The sequence below is a fragment of the Curtobacterium sp. MCPF17_021 genome, assembly GCF_003234605.2.
Classification (GTDB): Bacteria; Actinomycetota; Actinomycetes; order Actinomycetales; family Microbacteriaceae; genus Curtobacterium; species Curtobacterium flaccumfaciens.
On record NZ_CP126252.1, the window covers coordinates 2,635,655 to 2,659,236 of the forward strand.

The following is a 23,582-nucleotide window of genomic DNA, read 5'->3' on the forward strand; positions in this document are numbered from 1 at the left end:
CACGGCACCCGTCAGCACGGCACCCGTCGACGCGGCACCGGTCAGCGCCGACGCCGCAGCGTCGAGAAGATCCCGCGCACCACTTCCTTCGCGATGGTCCCGCCCAGCCCGGAGCCGAGCAGGTCCGACAGCGGGTCATCCGCGGTTCGCCGCGTCCCGGACCGCTGCGTCCCGGATCGCCGCGTCCCGCCCGACCGACCGGAGCCGCCGGACCGATCGGAACGCCGCGCCTCCGACGCTCGCTCGGCCCGCTCGAACTCCCGCTGCTGCCGCTCGTACTCCTGCTGGGCATCCGCCGACGCGTCCGCCGCGGCGGCGGCGGCCTCGTCGGCTGCAGCGGCGGCGTCGGAAGCAGCGGCCGCCGCCTCCATCCGGCGCGCGAGCACCTCACGGGCCGAGTCCGGATCGACGCGGGTGCCGTAGGTCGCCAGGAGCGGTGAGGCCTGCACCCGTGCGGCCATCTCGTCGGCCGGCATCGGGTCCATCGACCCCTGGGGTGCGCGCAGCCGGGTCCACGCGACGGGGGTCGGCGCGCCCCGCTCGTTCATCACCGTGACGACGGCCTCGCCGGTCGCGAGCGACGTGAGCACCTCGCCCAGGTCGTAGTCGCTCGTCGGGTAGGTCGACACCGTCGCCCGGAGCGCCTTCGCGTCGTCCGGGATGTGGGCGCGGAGCTGGTGCTGGATGCGCGACCCGAGCTGCGCCAGCACGTCGTTCGGCACGTCCTTCGGGGTCTGCGTCACGAAGAAGACCCCGACGCCCTTCGACCGGATGAGCCGCACGGTCCGCACGATCTGCTCGGTGAAGTCCTTCGACGCCCCGCTGAACAGCAGGTGCGCCTCGTCCAGGAAGAACACCAGCTTCGGCTCGTCCTGGTCGCCGACCTCCGGCAGCTCGTTGAACAGGTCCGCCAGCAACCACATCAGGAACGTCGAGAAGACCTCCGGCCGGTCCTGCACACCGGGCACCTCGAGCAGGCTGACGATCCCCCGCCCGTCCGCCGCCGTCCGCAGGAACACCTGCGTGTCGATCTCGGGCTCGCCGAAGAACTGGTCGGCACCCTGGTCGGCGAAGGTGACGAGCTCCCGCAGGATCACCCCGGCGGTCTGCTTCGACAGGCCCCCGAGCTCGGCGAGTTCCCCCTTGCCCTGCTCGCTCACCAGGAACGTCAGCACGCTCCGCAGGTCGTCGAGGTCCACCAGCGCGAGACCCTGCTGCGTGGCGTAGTGGAACACCAGACCGAGCGAGGACTCCTGCGTGTCGTTCAGCCCGAGCACCTTCGACAGCAGCAGCGGCCCGAAGCCCGAGACGGTGGCGCGGATCGGCACGCCGGTGCCCTGCCCGCCGAGCGAGAACAGCTCGGCCTGGCTCGCGACACCCTGCCACTGCTGGCCGATGCCCGCGGTGCGGTCGAGCAGCTTGTCGTTCGCCTGCCCCGCGACGGCCAGACCCGACAGGTCGCCCTTCACGTCGGCGGCGAACACCGGCACCCCGTTCGCCGCGATCTGCTCGGCGAGCACCTGCAGCGTGCGGGTCTTGCCGGTGCCGGTCGCCCCCGCCACCAGCCCGTGCCGGTTCAGCATCGCGAGCGGGATCCGGACCTGCACGTCGGGCACCGCTGCGCCGTTGACGAGGGCACCGAGTTCGATCGCGCCTCCGTCGACGGCGTAGCCGTCACGGATCGCCGCGACCGCATCCGGTCCGAGCGGGCCTCCTTCGGAGCGGACGGGAGGCACGGTGCCGGTGGGCATCGTCGCCACCGGATCCGGGGCGGTCGTGTCGACCGCCGCGGTAGGGGTGGTCGCGTGAACCGGCGCGGCAGGGGTCGTGGGAGCCGGTGCGGCCGCAGGGGCGGGCTCCGCGTCGGGCGTGAGCAGCGCCTCCAGGCCGGTGGGTGGCGGGGACCCGACGACCGCGGGTTCCGCGTCCGCGGTGAGGACCGCCTGCTCCTCCGCCGCCAGTGCGGCGGCGAGCTCCTCGGCTCGCCGCGCCGCTTCGTCGGCGAGCCGACGTGCCTCGTCGGCGGCCTGTCTCGCTGCCTCGGCAGCCGCCCGTGCCCGCTCCGTCGCGTCGCTCATGGGCACAGCCTAGGGACCGGAGCCCGCGGCGGCCCGGGTCGTCAGTGCGTCAGCGCGGGGACCGTCCGGGGGCGGACCACGAACCAGAGCATCAGGATCGCGACGGCGGCGGTCGACGCCATCACCATCGCCATCGGGGTGGCCGTCGTGATGCCGAGCCAGCCGACCACCGGCGAGATGAGCCCGGCGACGCCGAAGTTCAGGGCGCCGAGCACCGAGGCGGCGGTCCCCGCCTCTTTCCCGTGGGCGGCGAGACCGATGACCTGCACGAGCGGGAACGAGAACCCGCACGCGGCGATGAAGAACCACAGCGGGACGAGCACGCCGACCAGACCGGCCCCGAGCTGGTCGAGGACGATGATCGCGAGCGACGCCAGCAGCAGGGTCGCGGTCGAGCACGCCAGGATCCACTGCGGACCGACCCGCTGGGCGAGCCGCGACGAGATCTGCACGCCGAGGACGACCCCGACGGAGTTGACGGCGAAGAGCAGCCCGTACTGCTGCGCGTCGAGCCCGTAGACCTGTTGGAACAGGAACGGTGACGCGCTGAGGTACGAGAACAGTCCGCTGAACACCATGGCGCCGATGAGCGCGACGCCGACGAAGATCCGGTCGGAGAACAGCGCCTTGTAACGCTGGCCGATGGTGGAGTGTCCGGCCTCGTGCCGACGGGCCGGGGGCAGGGTCTCGACGATGAGCAGGATCGACGCGATGACCACCGCCAGGCCGTAGCAGGCGAGGAAGACGAAGATGCCGCGCCAGCTGGTGAACTGCAGCATCTGCGAACCGATGAGCGGCGCGAGGATCGGTGCGAGGCCGTTCACCATCGCCAGGCGGGACAACATGCGGACCAGCGGCTTGCCGCCGAAGAGGTCACGCACCGTCGCCATCGCGACGACACCGCCGGCTGCGGCGCCCATGCCCTGCAGCACGCGGAACACCGCGAGCAGCTCGATGTCCGGCGCGGTCGCGGCGCCGATCGACGCGGCGATGTGCACCGTCGTCGCGATGATCAGCGGCAGTCGACGGCCCACCTTGTCGCTCCACGGGCCGACCAGGAGCTGCCCGATGGCGAAGCCGAGCGTCGTCGCGGTGAGCGTCAGCTGGACCGCGCCGTCGGTGACGCTGAACTGGTCCTTGATCGCCGGGAACGCCGGCAGGTACAGGTCGATCGTGAACGGACCGAGCGCCGTGAGGGCGCCCAGGACGAAGACGTAGACGAGCCGCTGCCCGCGGGAGAGCGAGTCTCCCGGGTGCAGGACGACCCGGAGCGAACCGGTGGTGGCGGGCGCGGTCACGAGACAGGAGTCCTTCGACGATGAGGGGGCGGGGGGTGATCGCGGGTCGATCGAATCGATTCGTCCGCGGAACCATCCTACGGTCGCCGGTGCGTGCTCGGCGCCGCCGGTGCGGGCCGCCCGCGTGAAGCGGCTGGTGCTGCCCCTCGGCCCGGCGCGGACCATGCGGTAGCGTCGGGTTGCTCGGGGGCCTTCCGGGTGAAGCGGATCAGAAGGGGGTGGGCGTCATGGTGGATGCCCGGATCCTGCACACCACTGCAGCGCTGCGCGAGGCGATCCTGCGACTCGCCGCGGACCGACCGGTCTCGGAGATCACCGTCGCCGACGTCACGCGTGCCGCCGGCATCAACCGGGCCACGTTCTACTCGCACGCCGTCTCCCCCGGGTCGCTGCTCGCCGACGTCCTGACGCCGGAACTCGACCGCATCCGGCAGGACGACGCCGACGAGCGCCGAGCCGCCGCCGACCGGGGCGCCGGAGCCGACGAGCTCGCAGCCATCACCCGGCGCGGCATCAACGCCGTCGTCGAGCACGTGACGACGCACCGCGACATCTACGGCAAGGCGCTGCCGGACCCGAACGACGCGTCGCTGCACCGGCTGCTCGTCGAGCACTTCACGGTGTCGAGTGCCCTGCACATCCGCGAGCTCGATCCCGCACGCCGGCCCGAGCTGCTCGACGACGTCGCCGCGGGGTTCGTGGCGCAGGGCTTCGTCGGCGCGATCGAGGCGTGGCTCGCCGGGCCCCGCCGGTCGCGGAAGGCGCTGGTCGAAACGATCACGCTGTCGTTCCCGGCGTGGTGGAGCTGAGCGGACCGCTCCTACTCGGCGTCGGTCGTGTCGCCGTCCGTCGGGTCGGTCTCCGGCTTCTCGCCGCGCTGCAGGGACTGCACGACGTCGACCGCCGTCGCCGCCGTGTCGGCGTCGTCGCCCCCCGACGGCACGCGGTAGTCGGCGGACACCCCGTCGCCACCGGTGCCGGTCGCGGGCAGCGGATCACCGAGGGACACCACGACGATCCCGGCGTCGTGGGCGGTCTGGATCACGCCGGTCAGCGCGGACGGTCGGGCGGCGTGCACGAGCAGGGCCTTGGCCCCCTTCCGCACGAGCTGGGCGACCGCGGTCCGCTGGGACGCCGCTGCACCCGATGCCGGAGCGACCCGGACGTCCGGCCGGAACCCGGCATCGGTCAGGTCGGTGCGGAGCCGGTCGGCGAGGGCCGCGTCGTCGTGGACCAGGACGACACCGATCACGGCCTGCTGGTCGAAACCCCCGTCGGAACTCGTCAGGTCGGTGCTCTGCACGGGTGTGGGGGCAGCCGACGTCGTGCCCTGGCACCCGGACAGGGTCAGGGCCGCCGCCAGGGCGACGGTCACGGCGACGATGCGCAGCACGGTGGTCTCCTCTTCGGTCCGGTCTGCCACGCTACCCGGCGGCCGGGCCGTGCGACGACGGAGTCCGCGACGGGACTGTTCCGCCCGGGCCTGCCGGGGCTGTCGTCACCGGCGCGGGCACGGGGCCGAGCCGTCGGACGGCCGCGATCGCCAGCGCAGCAAACCCGATCATCGCCGCGAACACCAGGGGGAACGACACCGTGCCGTCGGCGCCACCGGTCGCGGTGAAGAGCAGGCCGGTCACCGCGAGACCGATCACGCTGCCGGCCGCGTCAGCGATCGTCAGGGCCGAGCTCGCGAACCCGTCGTCGCCCTCGCCGGAGAACCGCAGGGTCAGCATCGAGGCACGCGGGTAGATCGCCCCCATGCCCGCGCCACCGACGAACCAGCCGGCGACCAGCACCCACCACGACAGGTCGAACGTCGCGACCGCGAGCGCGGTCACCAGACTGACGAGCACCAGCGTCAGCCCGACCCCGAAGGTGCGCCGGGCGGTGAGCCGCCGCTCCCCCAGACGACCGTGCGCCCAGCTCGACGCGGCCCAGCTGAGTGCCGCCACCGTCAGGGCGAGCCCGGCGGCAGACGGCGACAGCCCGTGTTCGGCCTGCAGCAGGAACGGCACGTACGCCTCGCTCCCGAAGAACGACGCGGCGATGAGCCCGCGCAGCAGCACGACCGACGGCAGCCCGGCCGCGGCGCGGAACGTCCCGGTCGGCAGCAGCGGCCGCAGGGCGAACCAGGTGCCGACCAGCCCGACGACGACCGCCGCGACCATGCCCCACGGGGTCAGGTCCGGGGCCACGTTGAGCAGCAGGATCGACACGGCCGCCGCCACCGACCACCCGATCCGGACCCGCTGCCACGGCGGGCGGAGCGACGCGGCCGGGGCGTGCAACCGGCCGAGGGTCGGCACGAGCAGGACGAACGCCGCCAGCGCGATCACCAGGGCCCCGGCGAAGACCCAGTGCCAGTTCCAGGTGTCGGTGACGATGCCGGCCAGCGCGGGACCGATCAGCGCGGGGACGACCCAGGCTGCGGCGAACCCGGCGAACACCGGTCCGTGCAGCTCGGCGGGGAAGATCCGGGCGACCAACACGTACAGCACCACGTCGATGGCCCCGGCGCCGAACCCCTCGATGAGCCGCCCCGCCAGGAACACCTCCATTGTCGGCGCGAGCATCACCACGGCGGTCCCCACGGCGAAGAACACCGCCGACACCCAGGCCACGATCCGTCCGCCCGCACGGTCGGCCCAGTTGCCGGCGAGGACCATGCCGGGCACCCCGGCGGCGAGTGGCGCGGCGAAGGCGAGCGCGTACAGGGTCTCGCCGTCGAGGTCGCGGCTGATCACCGGCATGATCGTCGTCATCGCCAGGTTCTGGAACGCCGCGACGCCGACGATCGCGACCATGCCGATCGTCGCGAGGGCGTACGGCCCGCTCAGCAGGCTGGTCCGCGACGCCGTTGTGCTCACCCGATCATCGTAGGGGCGGGCGCCGACGACACGGTGGCGCGTCCCGCGTCCCGCGTCCCGCGTCCCATGTCCCGAGTCCCGCGTCAGCAGTGCCCGCGTCACCGCGGCAGCAGGGCCCGCTTCAGCGCGCCAGCGCCTGCTCCAGGTCCGCCACCAGGTCGCCGGCGTCCTCGATGCCCACCGACAGGCGGACCACGTTCTCCGGCACGGCCAGCTCGGTGCCCTTCACCGACGCGTGGGTCATCTCGCTCGGGTACCCGATGAGCGACTCCACGCCACCGAGCGACTCGGCCAGGGCGAACAGCTCCGTCGACTCCGCGAACCGCTTCGCCGCCTCGGCGCCGCCGGACAGCGCGACCGAGAGCATCCCGCCGAAGCCGCGCATCTGGCGGGCGGCGACGTCGTGCCCCGGGTGGTCGGGCAGGCCCGGGTAGTAGACGCACTCGACGCCGGGCGCGACGACGAGCGCCTCGGCGACGGCCTGCGCGTTCCGCGAGTGCCGCTCCATGCGCACCGCGAGCGTCTTGATGCCACGGGTGGTCAGGTAGGCGTCGAACGGCGACGAGATCGCGCCCGCGCCGAACTGCAGGAACTGCACCTTCGCCGCGAGCTCCTCGTCCGCCAGCACGACGGCTCCGCCGACGACGTCGGAGTGTCCGCCGAGGTACTTCGTGGTCGAGTACACGACGACGTCGGCGCCGAGCGACAGCGGCTGCTGCAGGTACGGCGACGCGAACGTGTTGTCGACGACCACCAGTGCGCCCGACTCGTGCCCGAGGGTCGCGAGCGCGGCGATGTCCGCGATCTTCATGAGCGGGTTCGTCGGCGTCTCGACCCACAGCACGGTGGTGGCCGGTGCGCCCTGCAGGGCTGCACGGACCTGGTCGAGGTCGCTCATGTCGACGACGACGAGCTCGACGCCCCACGGCACGTGCAGCCGGCTCACCAGGCGGTGGGTGCCGCCGTACACGTCGTTGCCCATCACGACGCGGCCACCGGGGACCAGCGCGGCACGGAGCAGGGCGTCCTCGGCGGCGAGCCCGGACGCGAACGACGACGCCGCGACGCCGCCGTCGAGGTCGGCCAGGAGCACCTGCAGCGAGTCACGCGTCGGGTTGCCGGCGCGCGAGTACTCGTAGCCGTTGCGCATGCCGCCGACGCCGTCCTGCACGTACGTCGACGTCAGGTGGATCGGCGGGATGACGGCGCCGGTGGTCTCGTCGGGCTCCTGGCCGGCGTGGACGGCCCGGGTGCTGAACTCGGTCATGCTCGGTGGTTCCTTACTCGGAGAGGTAGGTGAGGAGGTCGTGCCGGGTCAGCACGGTGACGGGCTTGCCGTCCGCGACGACGAGGAGCGCGTCGGCCGACTCGAGCGCACGACGCGCCGCGGAGACCGACTCGCCGACGCCGATGAGGGGCAGCGGGTCGCCGACGAAGCCGGTGAGCGCGTCCGACATCTTCGCGGTGCCGGTGAAGACCTGCTCGAGCAGCGCCTTCTCCTCGACGGCGCCGACGACCTCGCCGATGACGACGGGCGGCTCCGCGCTGAGCACGGGCATCTGCGAGACGCCGTACTTGGTCATGATGTCGACGACGTCGCGCACGGTGTCCGCCGGGTGCGCGTGCACGAGGTCGGGCAGGCGGCCGTCCTTGCCGGCGATGAGCGAGCCGACGGTGCGCTCGTCGTCGGTCTCGGCGAAGCCGTAGGAGCGCATCCACCGGTCGTTGAAGATCTTGCCGAGGTAGCCGCGGCCGCCGTCCGGCAGTAGCACGACGACGACGTCGTCCTCGGTCAGGTCACGGGCCGCGCGGAGCGCCGCGACGACGGCCATGCCGCTCGAACCGCCGACGAGCAATCCCTCTTCGCGCGCCAGGCGCCGGGTCATCGCGAAGGAGTCGGCGTCCGACACGGCGATGATCTCGTCCGGCACGCCGGCGTCGTACGCGCTCGGCCAGAAGTCCTCGCCGACGCCCTCGACCAGGTACGGGCGACCTGTGCCGCCGGAGTACACGGAGCCCTCGGGGTCGGCCCCGACGATGCGGACGCCGCCGTCGGACGCCTCCTTCAGGTACCGTCCGGTGCCCGAGATCGTGCCGCCGGTGCCGACGCCCGCGACGAAGTGGGTGATCTGCCCCTCGGTGTCGCGCCAGATCTCCGGACCGGTGGTCTCGTAGTGGCTGCGGGGACCGTTCGGGTTCGCGTACTGGTTCGGCTTGTAGGCGCCGGGGATCTCCTGCACGAGCCGGTCCGACACCGAGTAGTAGGACTCGGGGTGCTCCGGCGCGACCGCGGTCGGGGTCACGACGATCTCGGCGCCGTACGCCGTCAGCACGTTGCGCTTGTCCTCGCCGACCTTGTCGGGCAGCACGAAGACGCACCGGTAGCCCCGCTGCTGTGCGACCAGGGCCAGACCGACGCCGGTGTTGCCGGAGGTCGGTTCGACGATGGTGCCGCCGGAGCGCAGGTCACCGGAGGCCTCGGCCGCGTCGATGATCCGGGTGGCGATGCGGTCCTTGGACGACCCACCGGGGTTCAGGTACTCGACCTTCACCAGGATGGTCGCCCGCACCCCCTCGGTCACCCGGTTGAGCTTGACGAGCGGGGTGTCGCCGACGAGGTCGACGACGGAGTTCGCGTAACGCACGGCGTCGAGTCTAGGACGCGGTCCCCGCGTCCCGCTGGGATGTGTCGTGCGCGGACAACGCGCCGTGATCCCGCGGCGGGCGACGTGCCCTGGTCGCGCTGCGCGCCGGACGGGATGCCCGTGCGGACGCCGCCACGGGCCTCCTGTCCGGCGCCCGGTCGCGACCACGACCGGTCAGGGCCGGACGACGTCCGCCGACGTGTTCTGCTGCCGGTGCAGCTGGGCGTACGTGCCGTCGAGGGCGAGGAGTTCGTCGTGCGTGCCCTGCTCGACGATCTGCCCGTGGTCCAGGACGAAGATGACGTCGGCGTCGCGGATCGTCGACAACCGGTGCGCGATCGAGATGGTGGTCCGACCGGCCGCCGCAGTGTCGAGCGCCGTCTGCACGACGTGTTCCGAGATGGAGTCGAGTGCACTGGTGGCCTCGTCGAGGACGAGCACCGGCGGGTCCTTCAGCATGACCCGCGCGATGGCGATGCGCTGCTTCTCGCCACCGGACAGGCGGTAGCCGCGCTCCCCCACGACGGTGTCGTAACCGTCCGGGAACGACGCGATCGTGTCGTGGATGTTCGCCGCACGAGCCGCACGCTCGAGCTCGTCGTCGGTGGCGTCGGGCTTGGCGTACCGCAGGTTCTCGCCGATCGTGGCGTGGAACAGGTAGGTCTCCTGGCTGACGATGCCGACGTGCCGCATCAGGTCCTCGTGCACCAGGTCGCGGACATCCTGCCCGGCGAACCGCACCGATCCCTCGGTCGCCTCGTACAGCCGGGGCACCAGGTAGGACACCGTCGTCTTGCCCGCGCCGGAGGGACCGACGAAGGCCGCGAACTGCCCGGGGCGGAGCTCGAACGACACCCCGCGCAGGGTCGGCTTGTCCGCTTCGCCGTCGGGGTAGGTGAAGACGACGTCGTCGAAGGCGACGTGGCCGACCTTCGACTCGTCCACGGGCCGTGCGGTCGGCGAGTCCGTGATGGCCGGCTTGAGGTCGAAGTACTCGAAGATGCGGGCGAAGAGCGCACCGGAGGTCTGCAGGTCGAGGACCACGCGCAGCAGCCCGACCGTCGGGAACAGCAGCCGGGACTGCACCGTCGTGAACGCGACGATCGTGCCGGCCGTGATCGGGACGTCGCCGATGATCAGGTACGCGGCGACGACGTAGATGATCGCCGGGATGATCGACAGGAAGATCTGCACGATCGCGAAGAACCACTGCCCGGACATCTGCTGGCGCACCTGCAGGGTGATCTGGTTGCGGTTCTCGTCCCCGTAGCGGCGGGTCTCGCTGGCCTGCTGGTTGAAGCTCTTCGCCAGCAGGATGCCCGAGACGCTCAACGCCTCTTGGGTGATGGCCGTCATGTCGGACAGCGACTCCTGCGTCTGCGCGGCGATGCGGGCGCGGACCTGGCCGACGCGGCGCTGCGCGATCACGAGGAGCGGCAGCAGGACCACGGCGACCAGCGTCATCTGCCAGCTCAGCAGGAGCATCGCGACCACGGCGGCGATCACGGTCACGGTGTTGCCGAGCACCGACGAGATCGTGTTGTTCAGCACGCTCGCCACGCCACCGACGTCGTTCTGCAGGCGCGACTGGATGACGCCGGTCTTGGTGCGGGTGAAGAACGCGAGCTCCATCCGCTGCAGGTGCGCGAACAGGCGCATCCGCATCGCACCCATGACCTTGTTGCCGACCGTCGCGGTCAGGTACGTCTGCCAGACGCCGACCCCGGCGCTCGCGATCCAGAGCAGGACCATCGCGGACACGAGCTCGACCAGCACCGGGACGTCGGGGCGACCCGACGGCGGGAACAACCCACGGTCGAACGCCTGCTGGGTGAGCAGTGGCGGCACGACCGAGATGGCCGCACCGATCAGCACGAGGACGACTGTGAGCATGATCGCCCGACGGTGCGGCTCGAACAGTGCGGCGATGCGCCGGACCAGGTGCGGGATCCTCGGCGCCTCGGCGTTGGCGGCCTTCTGCGCGCGGAAGTCGCCGCTCGAGATGCGCCCACCCCCGCGCGGACCGCCGCCTCGCCCGCCGTGTCCCATGCTCATGGAGCCACCGTAGACCCGCGCTCGGACATCGACCGCCCTGTCCACAGCCCCGCAGTATTTGACCCCGTTCAGGGGGCGTGCGAGCATGTGCCGTCCCCGTCCCCGCACCACCGAGGTCCCATGTCGTCCGCGCCGTCACGTCCCACGTCCCTGGGGGCGCAGCTCGCCCGCCGCAAGCCGATCGAGCAGCTGCAGGCCGAAGCCTCCCGCGGTGTGAACGGGGAACCGCTCCGTCGGTCGCTCGGGGTCTGGCAGCTGACGATGATCAGCGTCGGGGCCACGCTCGGCACCGGCATCCTGGTCGTCCTCGGCACCGCGGTCCCGCTCGCCGGTCCCGCCGTCTGGATCTCGTTCGTCGTCGCGGGGATCGCCGCGCTGCTGTCCGCGCTGTCGTACGCCGAGATGGCGGGCGCCGTCCCGACCTCGGGGTCCAGCTACTCGTACACCTACGCCACGATGGGCGAGGGCATCGCCTGGATCTGCGGATGGTGCCTCGTGCTCGAGTACGCCGTCTCGGTGGCCGCGGTCGCCGTCGGTGCCAGCGAGTACGTCGACGAGACCCTGCGCGTGTTCGGACTGCACCTGCCCACCGCACTCGCCGCTCCCCCGGTCGACGGCGGCGTGGTCAACCTGCCCGCGGCGGTCCTGGTCCTGCTCGCCACCGCCGTGCTGCTGCCCGGTGCCCGCGAGAGCGCCTGGGTGAACACGGTCATGGTGATCGTGAAGATCGCTCTGCTGGTCTTCTTCGTCGTCGTGGCGTTCACGGCGTTCCGGGCGCAGAACTTCGAACCGCTCGCCCCGATGGGTGCCGCCGGGGTCACCGCCGCCGCGTCACGGCTCTTCTTCTCGTACATCGGCTTCGACGCCGCTTCGACCGCCGGTGAAGAGGCGAAGAACCCCCGCCGCGACCTGCCCCGGGCGATCATCGGCTCGATCGCGCTCATCACCGCGCTGTACATCCTCGTCGCGATCGCTGCCGTCGGGGCCCGCTCGTGGACCGCGTTCTCGTCGTCCGAGGCGTCGCTCGTCCGCATCGTCGTCGACGTCACGGGGCAACCGCTCGTCGCCCTCGTGTTCTCGATCGGGGCGGTCGTCGCCATCGCCAGCGTCGTGCTCACCGTCCTGTACGGCCAGACCCGCATCCTGCTCACGATGTCCCGCGACGGCCTGGTGCCGAAGGTCTTCGGCCGGGTCTCCCGCCGCACCGGGACTCCGATCGCGAACACGCTCATCATCGGCATCGCCGTGACGATCGTCGCCGCGCTCGTGCCCCTCGGGGAACTCGCCGACGCCACGAGCATCGGCACCCTCGTCGCCTTCGCCCTGGTGAACGTGTCCGTCATCGTGCTCCGCCGCTCGCAGCCCGACCTGGAGCGCTCGTACCGGGTGCCGCTGTTCCCCGTCGTGCCGGTCCTCGGCACCCTGAGCTGCGTGCTGCTCGCGGTGTTCCTCGGCGCCACCACCTGGATCGCCTTCGGCATCTGGATGGTCGCCGGTGCCCTGCTCTACCTGGCCTACGGCCGCCGCCACAGCACCCTGCGCTGACGCGCGCGCGCCACGCCGCCCCGCCCGACCGCCGCGCCGACCTCACGCGCTCACTCCCGCAAAGCGACGGATGCCCGCGGAACATTCGCGGCACTCTGTCGCTTTGCCGGGAGGCATGACTCACCTCCCGCGAGAAGTGTCGCTCTGGCAGCACCAACAAGCCAGGACGTCATCGGCACGGCACACCGTGCTGACGGAACAGGGTTCGGAGGCGCTCCGGCACGACGAGGTGCTCCCAGTACACGCGGACGAACCCGTTGACCTCGCCGCGAGCACGGACCCGGTCCTCGCGCCGCTTCTCGCTCCAGACGGCGTCGGCGCCGCTCCTCCCCCGCAGCATCTCGCGGTCCTCGTACTTCTGCCGCCCGTCGAACTCGATCACGATCCCCTGCCTCGGCAACCAGAAGTCGACCCGGTCAACGGCGCCGTCCACGCCGATGAACTCGTGCTGCGGTTCCATGTCCGGGCACCCGAGCTCGGCCGCACGCGCTGCGAAGTAGGACTCGCCCACCGACTCGTGGCGGACATCGCAGATCTCCAACGCGTGCTCAAGGCGGACCGCGCCCCACGGACCGGCAGTCAGCGCCAGGTGCTCGAGGTCTTCGTGCCGGACTCCGTTGCGGAGCGCGTGGTCCAACCCGACGACCGCTGCAGCCAGGGGTCCCCGACGGGCGAGCTCGATCGTCGTCTGCGCGAGAGCGGTGTACTCGACGCCGTGGAAACGGTGCCCCGACACGAGCGAGGACCCGGCGTGCATCGTCAGCCCGGTACGTCGGAGGTCGTGCTCCAGTGCGGGCACGTTCGCATGGACGCGCTCCGGCCACGGGTCGAGACGAGGTGCCCCGAGGATCGCAGCCGCTGAGTCGAGCGACCACACAGCGCCTCCGCGGAGCAGCGGGAGAGCGGCCCGCATGCGGACGAGGTGTCGACTCCGGCCGTCGAGCGCGTCCCACGCCGAGCGATCGACGTAGACGCCATGTCGCACGCGGACGAGTTCACCGGCCAGCTTGCGGCGCTGCAGCTGTCGAGCGTCCGCGCGGTCGAGTCTGTTCGTCCGGAACAGTGCGATGGCGTTGGCGGGGTGCATGGCAGCACTCTGTCGCCCAGCGCAACCGATGTCGGCGACGTTCGCCGATCTGTGGAGAATCCACGCGCCTCCAGGCGGTCGTGCCGCGATGCCAAAGCGACGATTCTCCGGAAGTGGGCACCGCCAGAGGCGCTGAAGCGACAAGAAGCTGTGCTCTTTCCGGGCCCATCTGTCGCTTTGGGGAAAGCGACAAGAAGCGCACACACCCCAGCACACGACGAAGGCCGCCGCCCCGAGGGGCAGCGGCCTTCGTGACCGGAACGGTCGAGACTACGCGAGCTCGATCGTGGCGCCAGCGGCCTCGAGGGTCGCCTTCGCCTTGTCGGCGGTCTCCTTGTTCGCACCCTCGAGGATCTTGGCGTCGGCGGTCTCGACGAGCGCCTTGGCCTCACCGAGGCCGAGCGACGTCAGGCCACGGACCTCCTTGATGACCTGGATCTTCTTGTCACCAGCGGACTTGAGGATGACGTCGAACTCGGTCTTCTCCTCAGCGGCCTCGGCCGGAGCAGCTGCGCCGGCGGGGGCGGCAGCGGCGACCGGGGCGGCCGCGGTGACCTCGAAGACCTCTTCGAACTTCTTCACGAAGTCCGAGAGCTCGATGAGCGTGAGCTCCTTGAAGGCCTCGATGAGCTCGTCCTGCGAAAGCTTCGCCATGATTTTCTCCTACTACTAGCTAGTACGTGTGGTTGATGAACGCGAGCCTGATCAGGCCGCGGACTCCTGCTTCTCGCGAAGGGCGTCCACGGTGCGGACGGCCTGCGAGAGGGGTGCCTGGAACAGGTACGCAGCACCGAACAGCGAGGCCTTGAGTGCGCCGGCGAGCTTGCCGAGCAGCACTTCACGGGACTCGAGGTCGGCGAGCTTGTCCACCTCGGTCGCGGTGAGCGGGTTACCGTCGAAGTAACCGCCCTTCACCACGAGCTCGGGGTTCGCCTTGGCGAATGCACGCAGCGACTTCGCGACGGCGACGGTGTCACCGTGGACGAAGGCGAGAGCGGACGGACCGGCGAGCTCGTCGTCGAACGACGAGATGCCGGCGTTGTTCGCCGCGATCTTGGTCAGCGTGTTCTTCACCACGGCGTACGTGGCGTGCTCACGGATCGAGTTGCGGAGCTCCTTGAGCTGCGCGACCGTGAGACCGCGGTACTCGGTGAGCAGAACGGCGTTCGAGCTACGGAAGGACTCCGTGAGCTCGGCGACCGCAGCTTCCTTGTTCGCCATGGTTCTCCTTGGGGGTCTTGCCGGCAGCCCCAGGTCCACGAACGAAAAAAGCTCCGGCGCAGAGGCTCGGAGCTGCTCTCACCAGATGGTGGGAGTGGTTCGGAACACCTGCGCGGGATGCCTCACGAGTGAGGACCTTCGGTCACGATGTTCACAAACACGTTGCGAGCAGCACGACATCCGGCGGTCTTTGGCTTCGAGAAGAGTAGCAGATGCCGTGGACGAGACCAAACAGCGGTCGGGAGGCGCGGGGCGGGCCCGCCCCGCGCCTCCCGTCCGTCAGTGGGTACGGTCCACCGCAGCGGGTGTCGCCGACCAGTCCGCGGACCCGGCAGGGTCAGCCGACGACGACGCGACAGCCCCGGCCCCGGCCCCGGCCCCGGCCCCGGCGGCAGCCGCAGCCGCAGCCGGGTCGCGGGGCAGGTGCACCGTGAACACGGTGTCCCCCGGTTCGCTCGTGACCTCGACCCGGCCGCCGTGCGCCTGCACGACCGCGTCCACGATGGCGAGCCCCAGGCCGGTCGATCCGACCGTGCGGGACCGCGAACTGTCCGCCCGGGCGAAGCGCTCGAACAGCTTCGGCAGGAACTCCGGGTCGATGCCCTGGCCGGTGTCGCGCACGGTCAGGTCAATGCCGCCGTCGACCGGGGCGAGGCCCACCGTGATGCGGGTGCCCTCGGGCGTGTGGGTCCGGGCGTTCGTGACGAGGTTGACGATGACCTGGTGCAGGCGTGCGGCGTCCCCCGTGATGGTGACCGGCTCCGGCGGGACGTCGACCTCGATCGGGTGTTCGGGGGACGCGGCGTGGGCGTCGTTCACCGCGTCGAGCACCAGTCCGGTCAGGTCGACCTCGGCGAACTGGATCTCGCGGCCTTCGTCGAGCCGGGCGAGGAGCAGCAGGTCCTCCACCATCGAGGTCATCCGGATGGACTCGGACTCGATGCGGCTCATCGCGTAGACGACGTCCTTCGGCAGGTCGCCGCCCATGCGCCGGGTGAGTTCGGCGTACCCGCGCACCGAGGCGAGCGGTGTCCGGAGCTCGTGCGAGGCGTCGGCGACGAACTGCCGCACCTTCTGTTCCGAGCGCTCCCGCGCCTGCATCGCACTGCCGATGTGCCCGAGCATGCGGTTGAAGGCGCTGCCGACCCGGCCGACCTCGGTGCGGGGGTCGGTGTCGGGCACACGGACACCGTCGAGGGCGTCACTGCGATCGAGCGGCATGCGTGCGACGGTGGAGGCGGTCTCGGCGACGCGCTCGAGCGGCCGGAGCGACTGCCGGACCACGAACGCCGCGACGACCGAACCGGCGACCAGTGCGGTCGCCACGACGGAGAGGACGACCCCGAAGAGCTTCCAGACGCTGTCGTAGACGGGGGCCATCGGGAGTCCCACGACCAGGACGGCCGGGCCGACGTTGACGGCGGCGAGGCGGTACCGCCCGACGTCCGAGCCGAGGTCGATCGTCTCCGGGTCGGCGTCCACGCGGACGGACCCCAGTGCCTCGGCGCTGGCCTGCGGGATCCCGCTCGGACGGCCGTAGTCGTCGAGCACGTTCGCGATGACCACCTGCCCGTCGACGAAGTACGCCGTCAGGGTGCCGGCGGCCTGCCCGGACGGCCGGGACAGGTCGATGCTCGGCTGCCCCGACTGGTTCTGCTGCAGGTACCGCTGCGCCCGGTGGGTGGCGCTCGTGATCTGCTTGTCGATCGCGCTGGTCTGGATCGAGAAGAGCGCGATGATGCTGGCCGCCCCGATCACCGCGCTGACGGCGACGACGAGGGCGACGATGCTCAGGACGAGCCGGCGCCGCAGGGTCACGAGGTCGGCTTGATGACGTACCCGACGCCGCGCACCGTGTGGATCATCGGGGTCTCACCGGCGTCGATCTTCTTGCGCAGGTAGGAGATGTAGATCTCGACGACCGACGACTTGCCGCCGAAGTCGTACGACCACACGCGGTCCAGGATCTGCGCCTTCGAGAGCACGCGGCGGGGGTTCCGCATCAGGAACCGGAGCAGCTCGAACTCGGTGGCGGTCAGTTCGATCGGGCGGCCGGCGCGGTGCACCTCGTACGACTCCTCGTCGAGCACCAGGTCGCCGACGACGATGCGGGAGTCGCCGGCCTCGGAGATCGAGATCTGCGAGCGGCGGATGAGCCCGCGCAGACGCGCCACGACCTCCTCGAGCGAGAACGGCTTGGTGACGTAGTCGTCGCCGCCCGCGGTGAGCCCGGTCACGCGGTCCTCGACCGAGTCCTTCGCGGTGAGGAACAGCACCGGGGTGTCGTCGTTGTTCTGCCGCAGCCGGCTGAGCACCTGCAGTCCGTCGAGGTCCGGCATCATCACGTCGAGCACCATCGCGTCGGGCTTGAACTCCCGCGCGGTCGTCAGGGCGTCCTGCCCGCCGTTCGCGCTCTTGACGTCCCAGCCCTCGTAGCGGAGCGCCATGGACAACAGGTCGGTGAGGCTGGCTTCGTCGTCGACGACCAGGATGCGCAACGGGGTTCCGTCGGCACGCGTGAGGCGCGGGGCTGCTGCGGGCTGGGAGATGGTCACGTCTTCGAGTATCGAGAAGTTCCTATGAGTCGTCTGTGGCACGACCCAGTGCGTTCTGTGGATCGAGGACACGTCCACGTCTGCCGCTCCGGACGTTCAGAGCATGTTGCGATCTGCAGCCTGGCCCTCGTCGGCCCGGCACCTGGACACCGCGCGGATCGAACGGACGACCGGGAGGCCCGGCTCGACACCGACGGACCGCCTCGCGGTCGCGCGAGCGGTCGCCGCCACCATCCCACCCCTGTCCGCCGGCACGGCCGGCGGGTTCTTCGCCGCGGTCGCCGCGCGGACGTCGCCACCGCCCGCACCGTCGAACCGCACCTGGACGCGCTCGGGATCCTGGCACAGGCCGGCGTCGACGCCCCGGAGAGCTCGACCTGGGGCGTCTTCGCCGCCGAGGGGCCGGGCCTCCGGGCGCGGGCGCTCGGCTTCCGGGTGGACGCCACCGTCGACCTGCCGGTGGTGACGAGCGGGCGCTTCGCCGGCCGGACCCCCGGCGGGTACGCGGAGCACCTGCGCCAGCGGTACGGCGACGTCGGCTGATGCGCCCTTAGCCGGCACATAGGTGCGCGATGGGTCGGTCATCGACAGCGTGCCTAGCTTCTCCTCCGTCGGCCCCGCCGCGTGCTCTGCGCGGCCGGTGACCCCAGCCGGCCACCACCGAGGAGAACCATGTTCCTGACCTACCTCAGGCGCGAACTCACGAACCGCAAGAAGCAGACGGTCATCATCGCGATCGGGATGGCCCTGGCCATCGCCCTCGTGGTGATCGTGTCGTCGATCTCGGGTGGCGTGCAGGCAGCGCAGTCGAGCGTCCTGCAGTCCGTCTACGGCGTCGGCACCGACATCACCGTCACCAAGACCGCGACGGCGTCGACGAACGGCGGGCGTCCGAGCTTCGACTTCGGCAGCCAGGGCGACAGCGACGACGACAGCGGTTCGACCGACCTGTCGCAGTCGCGGCTCGCCGTCGCGCGCGGCACGAGCACCCTGAACGCCGCGAACCTGTCCACGATCACGAGCACCGACGGCGTCAAGGCCGCGACCGGTGTGCTGACCCTCGAGAACAGCACGTTCTCCGGCCAGGTCCAGCAGCAGTCGACCGACGACAGCAGCACGGACAGCAGCAGTGACTCCAGCAGCGACAGCACCACCCAGCAGGGCCCGCCGAGTGGGGACACCGGCGGTGGCGGCGGGTTCGGCGGTGGGTCGTTCAGCGTCGACTCGTTCACGGTGACCGGCATCCCGGTGTCCGGCGCGACGGTCGGTCCGCTCACGAGCACCGAGCTCACGAAGGGGCGCACCTTCGCCGCGAAGGACGCGGGCAAGGACGTCGTCGTGCTCGATGCGTCGTACGCGAAGAGCGAGTCCAAGGCGGTCGGCGACACCGTCGACATCGGCGGCACCGACTTCACCGTCATCGGCATCGTCAGCTCCACCGGCTCGGCCTCGACCACGGGCTCGAACACCTACATCCCGCTCGACACCGCGCAGGCGCTGGCCGACCTCGACGGCAAGGTCACCTCGATCTACGTCTCCGCCGAGTCCTCGTCCGACGTCAGCACGATCAAGTCCGCACTGCAGGCGAAGCTGACGAGCGCCACCGTCTCCACCGAGGCCGACCTGGCCTCGAGCGTGTCCGGGTCGCTCAGCACCGCGTCGAGCCTGGTCTCGAACCTCGGCAAGTGGCTGTCGATCGTGGTGCTCGCCGCGGCGTTCCTCATCGCGATCCTCTTCACGATCTCCGGCGTGACCCGCCGCACCCGCGAGTTCGGAACCCTCAAGGCGATCGGCTGGTCGAACGGCCGCATCACCCGACAGGTGGCCGGTGAGTCCCTGGTGCAGGGCCTGATCGGCGGCGTGCTCGGCGCCGCGGCCGGCCTGATCGGCATCCTCGTCGTGAACGTCATCAGTCCGACGATCTCGGCGAGCGCCTCGAGCACGACCGGCGGGGGTGCCGGTGGCGGTGGTGGCATGCCCGGCGGCGCAGCGACCGCGGCCGCGGGCAGCGGCACGACGGGCGGTGCACCGGCAGGAGGCTTCGGCGGCGGCGCGAGCACCGCGTCGACGACCGACGTGGTCCTGCACGCCCCGGTGACCGTCGAGATCATCCTGCTGGCGATCGGCCTCGCGATCCTCGGCGGCCTCATCGCCGGCGCGCTCGGCGGCTGGCGTGCGAGCCGGCTCCGTCCGGCCGAGGCGCTCCGGAGCGTGGCCTGATGCCCGGCCGCACCGACACGACCGAACCGACGACAGGAGCAACCGTGACCAGCACCGACACCGCGACCGGCGAGGCGGAGGCGAGCCGTGCCTCCAGTCCGATGTACCGGCTGACGAACGTCAGCAAGACCTACCAGCAGAAGAACCGGACCGTCACCGCCCTGACGAACGTCCACCTGACGATCCCGCAGGGGCAGCTCGTGGCCGTGCAGGGGCCGACCGGCGGCGGCAAGTCGACGCTGCTGCAGATGCTCGGAGCGCTCGACCGGCCGAGTGCCGGGTCGATCCACCTCGGTGGCGACCGCGACGTGGCGAAGCTCGGTGACGGCGCGCTGACCGACCTGCGGGCGACCGAGATCGGCTTCGTGTTCCAGAGCTTCAACCTGATCCCGACGCTGACGGCGCTCGAGAACGTCGAGACGGCGTTCGCGGGGTCGCTCGCGAACCGGTCGCGGAGCGAGGTCCGCGAGCGTGCGGTCGCCGCGCTCCGCGAGGTCGGACTGGGTGAGCGGATGGAGCACCTGCCGGCCGAGCTGTCCGGCGGCCAGCAGCAGCGCGTGGCGATCGCCCGGGCGCTGGTGAAGAACCCGAGCGTGCTGCTCGCCGACGAGCCGACGGGTGCGCTCGACGAGTCGACCCGCGACGAGATCATGGCGCTCATCGAGAAGCAGTGGCGGGAGCGCGGGCTGACCGTCGTCATCGTCACGCACGACTCGTGGGTCGCGAAGCGTGCCGAGCGGCGCCTGCACATCAAACAGGGGCAGGTGCGCGAGGTCTAGCTGGGCTGGCGCACGCGCGGGCAGGCGCGGGGCGTCCGCCCGCGTTTCGCGGTGAGCGACAGTCCACGCGTCCGGCGGCGCGTGGACTGTCGCTCAGCGCGTGAAGACGCCGCCGTTACCCCGCCACGGGGTAGTCGCAGTACGCGAACCACCTCGAGTCCGGGGCCCACGGCGGCACGTTGACCGTCCCCTGCCCGCCGTCGAGGGCCACCAGGGTCTCGGGCTGGACCGCGATCCGTGCGCCGCGGACGAGCGACCCCGGCAGCAGGCGCAGCTCGACGCGGTGGTCGGCCGGGTGACCCTGCACGCCGGGCTCGTACGACAGGTAGAGCAGGTGTGCGGCGTCCGGGGACAGGTGCGGGAACCAGTTCACCCGGTCGTCGTTCGTCAGGCGGACGGGGCTGTCGTGCCCGGGCCAGCGCACGGCAAGCTGCGCGGTACCGGGGGTGAACCGCTCCGTGTTCCAGAGCAGGATCCCGCCGGCAGGACTGATGGTGCAGCCGTCGTCGGGGTGCTCGTCCCGCGTGACGAACGTCGGCTCGCCGGTCTCCGGGTCGACCATCGCGACGTCGGTCGTCCAGACGCCGTCCTCGGACAGCTCCCCCACGATCGCCGCGAGGGCGCTCCCGTCGGGGGCGATGCCGTGCAGGTAGAACTTCCGCTTGGTGGGCAGGGCCGCTGCGACGTCGGTGATCCGGGTAGTGGGACCGCCCTCGGGCAGCGGGACGCGGTACAGCTCGCCGTCGCGGGCGCTCACCACGATCGAGGTGCCGGACGGGTCGAGCACGTGGTCGTTGTTGATCTCGTCGACGCCGTCCATCGGCACCGGCACGAGCGCCGTCTCGTCGAGCACGGTGCCGCTGTCGGCCGACGGCAGTCGCAGCAGCCACAGGTCGCCGTCGCCGTTGAGCACCAGGGTCTCGGCGTCCAGGACGTTCGGCGCCTCGACGAGCACCGTCGCCGACTCGAACACGAGCCGCGAGGTGCGGGACTCGACGTCGTACACGTGCACGCGGCTGGTCTGTCCGGGCAGCAGCTGCCGCCCTCGGGTCTCGTCGCTCATGGTTCCATCCTGTCGTCGGGGTGCTGGTGCGTGGGTCGGGCTCTGGTCGCTCGGGTCACGAACGCGAAAGCGACAGATCCCCGCCGAACGTCGGCGGGTACCTGTCGCTTTCGCGGGGGAACCGATGGAACGCGACCGCCTACTTCACGGCACCCGCGGTCAGGCCGGCGACGAACTGGCGCTGGACCACGAGGAACGCGGCCACGACCGGGATCGACACGACGAGCGACGCCGCCATGACCTGGTTCCAGTACACGTTCGTCTGCGTCGAGTACTGCTGCAGACCGACCGCCAGGGTCGAACCGAGGCCGTTCGTCATGACCGAGGCGAAGAGGACCTCACCCCAGGCCGTCATGAACGAGTAGATCCCGACCGCCACCAGGCCCGGACGGGCCGACGGCAGGATGACCCGGAACAGCGCACCCATCGGGCCCGAACCGTCGACCATCGCGGCCTCGTCGAGTTCGCGCGGGATGGTCTCGAAGTACCCGGCGAGCATCCAGATCGAGAACGGGAGCGTGAACGTCAGGTACGTGATGATCAGGCCGAGCCACGACCCGACGAGCTGGATGCCGAGGGAGTTGCCGAGGTTCGTGAAGATCAGGAACAGCGGCAGCAGGAACAGCACGCCGGGGAACATCTGCGTGGAGAGCACCGCGGTGGTGAAGGTGCTCTTGCCCTTGAAGTTCCAGCGCGAGACACCGTAGGCGGCGAACGTCGCGATGATCAGCGAGAACACCGTCGCCACCGTGCAGACCACGAGCGAGTTGATGAAGTACCGACCGAGCGGCACCGTCGACCACATGTCGATGAACGGCTGGAAGGTGATCCGCGACGGGATCCACGTGAAGTTGTCCTGCACGTCGCCGAGGGGCTTGATGGCCGTGGTGATCATCACGTAGAGCGGCACGACCGTGAACAGCGTCAGGACGACCAGGGTGATGATCTTGAAGGACTTGGCGCCAGTTGTCTCACGCACGGACGGACCTCCGGTTGGTCACGGCGAGGTAGATGCCGGTGACGACGAGCAGGAAGAGCAGGAGCAGGACGCTCATCGCGGCACCGGAACCGAAGTTCCAGGTGATGAACGACGCGTTGTAGATGTGGAAGCTCAGCAGGTCCGCGGCGGGTGGCTGCGCGGTCGAGCCGAACAGCACGAACGGCGTGTTGAAGTCGTTGAACGTCCACAGGAACATCACGAGCACGAGCGTCACGTTGACGGGGCGGACCATCGGCAGCGTGATCGAGCGCCACTGGCGGAACGGCTTGGCGCCGTCGACCGAGGCGGCCTCGTACACGTCGTTCGGCACCGACTGCAGGCCGGCCATGAGCATCAGGAACGCGAACGGCCAGGTCTTCCAGATCGCCACGACGACGACGGCCACGAAGGCGTTGTTGCCGATGAGCCAGAACGGGGCGTTGCCGCCGAACAGCCCGAGTTGGTCGACGAGCAGGTGGTTCAGGGCCCCCGAATCACGCTGGAACATGAACTTCCAGGTGATGACGCCGGCGTACATCGGCAGCGCGTAGGGCACGAGGAACAGGGTGCGGAAGAGCCCGCGTCCGGCGAACGGCTTCTGCAGCGCGACGGCTGCGGCCATGCCGAAGGTCCAGGAGAGCCCGACCACGAGGACCGTGAAGGCGCACGTGATGAGGAACGAGTTGAGGACCCCGCGGCCGATCGCCTGGTCGAAGTCGACGACGACCTGGTAGTTCCGGAACCCGGCGAAGGGCGCGGCACCCCAGTTCGCGATGAAGTACTTGGTGAGCTGGATGAACGAGATCCAGATGCCGGTGAGCATCGGGACGATGTGGATGAGCAGCTCGAACAGGATGGCCGGCGCGACGAGCGCGTAGGGCAGCCAGTGGGTCTTGCGCTTGCGACCTGGCGGACGGCCCGACATCGTCGGGGCCTTCGTGTGCGTCAGGTCGATGCGCTCCGAGTCGGGCAGGACCGTCGTGGACATCTGGTGGGGCCTTTCGGCAGGAGGGGCGTGCAGGTGCGGTCCGCGCGGGCCGTGGCAGCGGCCGGGAGGCGCGGGGTGCGTGGGGCGTGCGCCGCACGGCCGACGCGTGGTCGACCCTGGGGCGTCCGCCTCACGGCCGACGGATGGTCGGCCCTGGAACGTCAGGGGCGGAGGCCCGGGCGCGTCCGTCGGACGCGACCCG

20 protein-coding genes are annotated in these 23,582 nt (G+C 70.9%); 5 read left to right on the forward strand and 15 right to left on the reverse strand.

The window, feature by feature from the left end; all coding sequences use genetic code 11:
• Positions 1 to 41: 41 nt before the first annotated feature.
• Both DEJ29_RS12300 and DEJ29_RS12305 read right to left on the reverse strand, forming a co-directional pair.
• The gene (locus tag DEJ29_RS12300; RefSeq protein WP_111095129.1) at positions 42 to 2,078 is read right to left on the reverse strand and encodes a helicase HerA-like domain-containing protein; all 2,037 of its coding nucleotides are present in this window, start codon (positions 2,076 to 2,078) and stop codon (positions 42 to 44) included.
• 41 nt (positions 2,079 to 2,119) lie between these two features.
• A complete protein-coding gene (locus DEJ29_RS12305) occupies positions 2,120 to 3,376 on the reverse strand; it encodes a multidrug effflux MFS transporter (protein ID WP_051596893.1) in 1,257 nt (418 codons plus the stop codon).
• A gap of 227 nt (positions 3,377 to 3,603) precedes the next feature.
• On the opposite strand from DEJ29_RS12305, the gene DEJ29_RS12310 reads away from it, so the two are divergent.
• Positions 3,604 to 4,185 (forward strand): TetR/AcrR family transcriptional regulator, encoded by a 582-nt coding sequence (locus tag DEJ29_RS12310; RefSeq protein ID WP_139179218.1) that lies wholly within the window; start codon positions 3,604 to 3,606, stop codon positions 4,183 to 4,185.
• A gap of 11 nt (positions 4,186 to 4,196) precedes the next feature.
• Here the strand turns inward: DEJ29_RS12310 and DEJ29_RS12315 are convergent, their stop codons facing one another.
• From DEJ29_RS12315 to DEJ29_RS12335, 5 genes are all read right to left on the reverse strand, one after another.
• Positions 4,197 to 4,799 carry a substrate-binding domain-containing protein gene (locus DEJ29_RS12315; protein WP_111095130.1) on the reverse strand — a complete coding sequence of 201 codons (603 nt, stop codon included), beginning with the start codon at positions 4,797 to 4,799 and terminating at the stop codon, positions 4,197 to 4,199.
• A 1-nt stretch (position 4,800) separates the two neighbouring features.
• Positions 4,801 to 6,243, reverse strand: a complete 1,443-nt coding sequence (locus DEJ29_RS12320; protein WP_111095131.1) for an MFS transporter — start codon at positions 6,241 to 6,243, stop codon at positions 4,801 to 4,803.
• 121 nt (positions 6,244 to 6,364) lie between these two features.
• Complete coding sequence (locus DEJ29_RS12325) at positions 6,365 to 7,510, reverse strand: cystathionine gamma-synthase (protein ID WP_111095132.1); 1,146 nt, start codon at positions 7,508 to 7,510, stop codon at positions 6,365 to 6,367.
• A 13-nt stretch (positions 7,511 to 7,523) separates the two neighbouring features.
• The gene (locus DEJ29_RS12330; protein ID WP_111095133.1) at positions 7,524 to 8,888 is read right to left on the reverse strand and encodes a cystathionine beta-synthase; all 1,365 of its coding nucleotides are present in this window, start codon (positions 8,886 to 8,888) and stop codon (positions 7,524 to 7,526) included.
• A gap of 174 nt (positions 8,889 to 9,062) precedes the next feature.
• A complete protein-coding gene (locus DEJ29_RS12335) occupies positions 9,063 to 10,937 on the reverse strand; it encodes an ABC transporter ATP-binding protein (RefSeq protein WP_111054426.1) in 1,875 nt (624 codons plus the stop codon).
• A 126-nt stretch (positions 10,938 to 11,063) separates the two neighbouring features.
• Between DEJ29_RS12335 and DEJ29_RS12340 the strand changes: the two genes are divergently transcribed.
• Positions 11,064 to 12,488, forward strand: coding sequence for an amino acid permease (locus tag DEJ29_RS12340; protein ID WP_110863385.1), 1,425 nt, complete (start codon positions 11,064 to 11,066; stop codon positions 12,486 to 12,488).
• Positions 12,489 to 12,657: 169 nt separating this feature from the next.
• On the opposite strand, the gene DEJ29_RS12345 is transcribed toward DEJ29_RS12340, so the two are convergent.
• The 5 genes from DEJ29_RS12345 to DEJ29_RS12365 all read right to left on the reverse strand — a co-directional run bounded on the left by DEJ29_RS12345 (position 12,658) and on the right by DEJ29_RS12365 (position 17,351).
• A complete protein-coding gene (locus tag DEJ29_RS12345; RefSeq protein WP_111095134.1) occupies positions 12,658 to 13,575 on the reverse strand; it encodes a hypothetical protein in 918 nt (305 codons plus the stop codon).
• A gap of 270 nt (positions 13,576 to 13,845) precedes the next feature.
• Positions 13,846 to 14,229 carry a 50S ribosomal protein L7/L12 gene (rplL, locus tag DEJ29_RS12350; protein WP_027466380.1) on the reverse strand — a complete coding sequence of 128 codons (384 nt, stop codon included), beginning with the start codon at positions 14,227 to 14,229 and terminating at the stop codon, positions 13,846 to 13,848.
• 51 nt (positions 14,230 to 14,280) lie between these two features.
• The gene (rplJ, locus tag DEJ29_RS12355) at positions 14,281 to 14,796 is read right to left on the reverse strand and encodes a 50S ribosomal protein L10 (protein WP_017888663.1); all 516 of its coding nucleotides are present in this window, start codon (positions 14,794 to 14,796) and stop codon (positions 14,281 to 14,283) included.
• Positions 14,797 to 15,075: 279 nt separating this feature from the next.
• Complete coding sequence (locus tag DEJ29_RS12360) at positions 15,076 to 16,614, reverse strand: sensor histidine kinase (RefSeq protein WP_111095135.1); 1,539 nt, start codon at positions 16,612 to 16,614, stop codon at positions 15,076 to 15,078.
• Complete coding sequence (locus DEJ29_RS12365; RefSeq protein WP_017888661.1) at positions 16,611 to 17,351, reverse strand: response regulator transcription factor; 741 nt, start codon at positions 17,349 to 17,351, stop codon at positions 16,611 to 16,613. The genes DEJ29_RS12360 and DEJ29_RS12365 overlap by 4 nt, the downstream gene beginning before the upstream one ends.
• A gap of 57 nt (positions 17,352 to 17,408) precedes the next feature.
• On the opposite strand from DEJ29_RS12365, the gene DEJ29_RS18375 reads away from it, so the two are divergent.
• The 3 genes from DEJ29_RS18375 to DEJ29_RS12380 all read left to right on the forward strand — a co-directional run bounded on the left by DEJ29_RS18375 (position 17,409) and on the right by DEJ29_RS12380 (position 20,350).
• Entirely contained in the window at positions 17,409 to 17,894 is a 486-nt protein-coding gene (locus tag DEJ29_RS18375) for a hypothetical protein (protein WP_502866878.1), read from the forward strand.
• A gap of 129 nt (positions 17,895 to 18,023) precedes the next feature.
• Entirely contained in the window at positions 18,024 to 19,571 is a 1,548-nt protein-coding gene (locus tag DEJ29_RS12375; RefSeq protein WP_071406327.1) for an ABC transporter permease, read from the forward strand.
• Between the two features lie 101 nt (positions 19,572 to 19,672).
• A complete protein-coding gene (locus tag DEJ29_RS12380; RefSeq protein WP_071406345.1) occupies positions 19,673 to 20,350 on the forward strand; it encodes an ABC transporter ATP-binding protein in 678 nt (225 codons plus the stop codon).
• Between the two features lie 115 nt (positions 20,351 to 20,465).
• Here DEJ29_RS12380 and DEJ29_RS12385 read toward each other — a convergent pair whose 3' ends face one another.
• From DEJ29_RS12385 to DEJ29_RS12395, 3 genes are all read right to left on the reverse strand, one after another.
• Positions 20,466 to 21,413: a TolB family protein gene (locus DEJ29_RS12385; protein WP_111095136.1), complete on the reverse strand. Its 948-nt coding sequence runs from the start codon at positions 21,411 to 21,413 to the stop codon at positions 20,466 to 20,468.
• Between the two features lie 139 nt (positions 21,414 to 21,552).
• Entirely contained in the window at positions 21,553 to 22,392 is an 840-nt protein-coding gene (locus DEJ29_RS12390; RefSeq protein ID WP_071406325.1) for a carbohydrate ABC transporter permease, read from the reverse strand.
• The gene (locus DEJ29_RS12395; RefSeq protein WP_017888646.1) at positions 22,385 to 23,380 is read right to left on the reverse strand and encodes a carbohydrate ABC transporter permease; all 996 of its coding nucleotides are present in this window, start codon (positions 23,378 to 23,380) and stop codon (positions 22,385 to 22,387) included. Before DEJ29_RS12395 ends, DEJ29_RS12390 begins: the two co-directional genes overlap by 8 nt.
• Between the last annotated feature and the right edge of the window lie 202 nt (positions 23,381 to 23,582).

Bases quoted from the DNA above. Each gene is read 5' to 3' on its own strand.
- DEJ29_RS12300 (WP_111095129.1), bottom strand. From the start codon at position 2,078: ATGAGCGACGCGACGGAGCGGGCACGGGCGGCTGCCGAGGCAGCGAGA.
- DEJ29_RS12310 (WP_139179218.1), top strand. From the start codon at position 3,604: ATGGTGGATGCCCGGATCCTGCACACCACTGCAGCGCTGCGCGAGGCG.
- DEJ29_RS12325 (WP_111095132.1), bottom strand. From the start codon at position 7,510: ATGACCGAGTTCAGCACCCGGGCCGTCCACGCCGGCCAGGAGCCCGAC.
- DEJ29_RS12335 (WP_111054426.1), bottom strand. From the start codon at position 10,937: ATGGGACACGGCGGGCGAGGCGGCGGTCCGCGCGGGGGTGGGCGCATC.
- DEJ29_RS12340 (WP_110863385.1), top strand. From the start codon at position 11,064: ATGTCGTCCGCGCCGTCACGTCCCACGTCCCTGGGGGCGCAGCTCGCC.
- DEJ29_RS12345 (WP_111095134.1), bottom strand. From the start codon at position 13,575: ATGCACCCCGCCAACGCCATCGCACTGTTCCGGACGAACAGACTCGAC.
- rplL (WP_027466380.1), bottom strand. From the start codon at position 14,229: ATGGCGAAGCTTTCGCAGGACGAGCTCATCGAGGCCTTCAAGGAGCTC.
- rplJ (WP_017888663.1), bottom strand. From the start codon at position 14,796: ATGGCGAACAAGGAAGCTGCGGTCGCCGAGCTCACGGAGTCCTTCCGT.
- DEJ29_RS12375 (WP_071406327.1), top strand. From the start codon at position 18,024: ATGTTCCTGACCTACCTCAGGCGCGAACTCACGAACCGCAAGAAGCAG.
- DEJ29_RS12380 (WP_071406345.1), top strand. From the start codon at position 19,673: ATGTACCGGCTGACGAACGTCAGCAAGACCTACCAGCAGAAGAACCGG.
- DEJ29_RS12385 (WP_111095136.1), bottom strand. From the start codon at position 21,413: ATGAGCGACGAGACCCGAGGGCGGCAGCTGCTGCCCGGACAGACCAGC.
- DEJ29_RS12395 (WP_017888646.1), bottom strand. From the start codon at position 23,380: ATGTCCACGACGGTCCTGCCCGACTCGGAGCGCATCGACCTGACGCAC.